The sequence below is a fragment of the Gammaproteobacteria bacterium genome, from assembly GCA_013001575.1.
In the GTDB taxonomy this organism is placed as follows: domain Bacteria; phylum Pseudomonadota; class Gammaproteobacteria; order Steroidobacterales; family JABDMI01; genus JABDMI01.
This window is the reverse complement of record JABDMI010000010.1, coordinates 1-2,819: the sequence shown is the minus strand read 5'-3', so window position 1 is coordinate 2,819 and position 2,819 is coordinate 1. Positions and strand designations below refer to the sequence as shown.

Annotated in this window: 3 protein-coding genes and 1 tRNA gene; 1 reads left to right on the top strand and 3 read right to left on the bottom strand. The window is 47.9% G+C overall.

The genetic code is table 11. The features are described from left to right. Nucleotides 1-1,682 (top strand): mucoidy inhibitor MuiA family protein (locus HKN88_00880; protein ID NNC96605.1); only part of this gene is annotated, 1,682 nt, incomplete at its 5' end. 401 nt (nucleotides 1,683-2,083) lie between these two features. On the opposite strand, the gene HKN88_00875 is transcribed toward HKN88_00880, so the two are convergent. The 3 genes from HKN88_00875 to HKN88_00865 form a co-directional block, all read right to left on the bottom strand. Further along, nucleotides 2,084-2,159, bottom strand: a tRNA-Phe gene (locus HKN88_00875). A 165-nt stretch (nucleotides 2,160-2,324) separates the two neighbouring features. Continuing rightward, nucleotides 2,325-2,600 carry an oxidative damage protection protein gene (locus tag HKN88_00870; protein NNC96604.1) on the bottom strand — a complete coding sequence of 92 codons (276 nt, stop codon included), beginning with the start codon at nucleotides 2,598-2,600 and terminating at the stop codon, nucleotides 2,325-2,327. A gap of 19 nt (nucleotides 2,601-2,619) precedes the next feature. After that, nucleotides 2,620-2,819, bottom strand: a 200-nt coding sequence (locus tag HKN88_00865; protein ID NNC96603.1) for an A/G-specific adenine glycosylase, incomplete at its 5' end; no start/stop codon positions are given.

Sequence of the window (2,819 nt, the reverse complement as noted above, 5' to 3'; positions counted from 1 at the left end):
TCAGTGCGGTGATCATATTTCTTAGTCTGGGAGTGAATCTAAACGCGGCTCAGGACGCACAAAAAGTTAACTCCAGAATCAGTGCCGCAACGGTTTACAACGACCGTGCCACCATAACCCGTAGCATTAAAACCGGAATTGCCAAAGGCCCCAGCACTTTGTTGGTGGAAGGCTTGCCCGGGAATATTCTGGTGCACAGTTTGCGGGTGGGCGGGGTTAGCGATCGCGCTATCGAGATCGCCTCGGTGGAAGCGCGTCGGGTTCATACAAAAGAACTCAGTAGTGAAAAAGAAGCTCAACTGCGACATACCATTCAGGATCTGCGTGATCAACGCAAAGCCTACCAGGATCAAATTGAAGCTCTGGATCTGCAAAAAGCTTTTATGCAATCGCTGATCCAGTCGCAACCCAAATTGTTACGTGAAGAAATGGAGATTGGCAAACTCGATCCTGTCACCTGGCAAAACGCCTGGTCTCTGTTGCAATCGGGTTCGGTGGATATGTTCAAGGCACGTAGTGCCGCGGTCATCGCACAACGCGAGATTGATCAAGAACTGAATCTTCTCAATCAACAACTTGCCAAACTCGCAACCGGTCAGCGCCAAACCGTTGATGCCTATATTACCATCGATGCTGCCCAAGCCGGCACGGCAACCTTCACCCTTGAGTATCAAATTCCGGGTGCCGCCTGGCAGCCAATGTACGACGCGCGTTTGAATACCGAAAACGCCAAACTGCGTCTTGATCAATTGGCCTCGGTCACCCAAACCACCGGCGAAGACTGGAACAACATCAAACTCACTTTATCCACGCATCGCCCTTCCGTGAATGCAAACTTCGATCCACTGAGTCCGTGGTTGCTAAACTTTTACGATCACCGTTATAACGCCGTATTGGCCGATGGCAGTGTGGCACAACGCTCAATGGCGCCTGTGGCTGCCGAATCTGAAGCCTATGAAGTAGATGCAATGCAAGAAATGATGGCAAAAAGTGCAGAAAAAAAAGATAAAAGAGAACAAGCCAGAATGCGCATGGCAAGTATTCACAATGCGGCCTTTTCTGCCGAGTATCGTATTCCGGGCTTGGTCAGTCTGGTCTCGGAACGCAACGCGCGTAAATTCAAAATTCAGGATCAGGAATTTGCCACCGACTTACTGGTGATGGTCGCGCCACAACGTTCCAGCAAAGCCTATCTACACGCGGAATTGAATTACCAGGGCGAGGAGCCTTTGTTACCGGGTGGTGTTGCCTTGTATCGCGACGGTGCGTTTGTGGGTAATTCGCACATGCAACTGTTGCGTCCGGAAGAAGACATGAAACTTTCTTTTGGTCTGGATGATGCCGTAAAAGTCACCCACAAAGCGCAAGCCGAGAAAAAAGGCACCACCGGTTTACTGGATAAACGCGATTTCATCACCCGCGATTACAAAACCACGGTGCATAATTATCACAAACAAGCGATTGCCGTGCGTATTCTGGACAGACTACCCGTCGCCCAACACCAAGACATTAAAGTTGTCAGCAGTGACAACACCAGCAAACCCAGTGTCGTGGATGTGGATGATAACCCCGGCATTCTGGCCTGGGACTTTGAGCTGGAAGCTGGCAATGACAAAGCCTTGAATTTTGGTTACACCATCAGTTACCCACAAAATAAGGTCTTGAGTATGGCGCAGCGGTAATTCACACAATTTTAGGATGAGTTAAAGCCCCTATTATGGGGCTTTTTTTGGATTATTTTTACGACAAATTACTAAGAACACCAATATTAGACACACACCATTTATCCAACACCAAAGTCAGATAAAGATTACAAATATAGAAACATTTTGGACAAGGGTGCAAAGCGAATTGCCCGAAGGGTAAGTACCACGGATGGTACTTATCTCAACCAGTTCGACTGAAACCGGACACATTGAATGAATATGAAATGGTGGCCGGGGGCAGACAAAAATGTAAGGAACATTTTTGGACAGTGGAGCGTAGCGACGCTGCCCGCAGGATCAAAACCAAGGATGGTTTTGATCTCATCGACCAGTTCGACTGAACACGGTTATCATTTTTAATATCTTGATAATAAAAATGGTGGCCGGGGGCAGAATCGAACTGCCGACACGCGGATTTTCAATCCGCTGCTCTACCAACTGAGCTACCCGGCCAGGGTTTGTCGAGTGACATTTTTGAAGACCGGATTCGGTCTCAAGGCTGCGTATTATGCTGTCTGCGTGCAGGCAGTCAAGTGAATTAGGGCTTTTATCCGGCTAAAGTGTGTTTTTTCAGCAAAATCAGGCCATTTTCGGTCTGAATCTGGCAATCGGAAATGTTTATTCCGCGTCAGTTGGTACAAAGGCATCCGGTGCTTTTGAGCCTTCCCCGAAGAAATATTTTTCCATTTCCGCCTCCAGGAATTTACGATCCTTGGGATTGATCGGACTCAGGCGATATTCATTGATCAGCATGGTCTGGTGACCCAGCCACTGTTGCCAAGCGGGTTTTGAAACCTCGGCAAATACCCGTTGGCCCAGTTCACCGGGATAGGGTTGAAAATCAAGGCCTTCAGCTTCTTGTTTCAGAAGTACGCATTGAACAGTTCTACTCATAATAATCTCGGACTTAAAATTACAGGCTCAGCAAGGATTGCATAATGCGTTTGACCGGCGCGGCAATTCCAACCTCGGGTTGTTGGTGCAATTTAAAAAACCGCGACTGTGCATCCATCACATTAGCGGGTGCCATTTTATCGGAACTCATCACCACATGCGGATGAATATCCAGATGATAATGACTAAAGGTGTGACGAAACGATTCCAATTCCTGAA

What these genes read in the sequence shown, in the direction of transcription:
- HKN88_00870 (NNC96604.1), bottom strand. Translation starts at nt 2,600, where the DNA reads ATGAGTAGAACTGTTCAATGCGTACTTCTGAAACAAGAAGCTGAAGGC.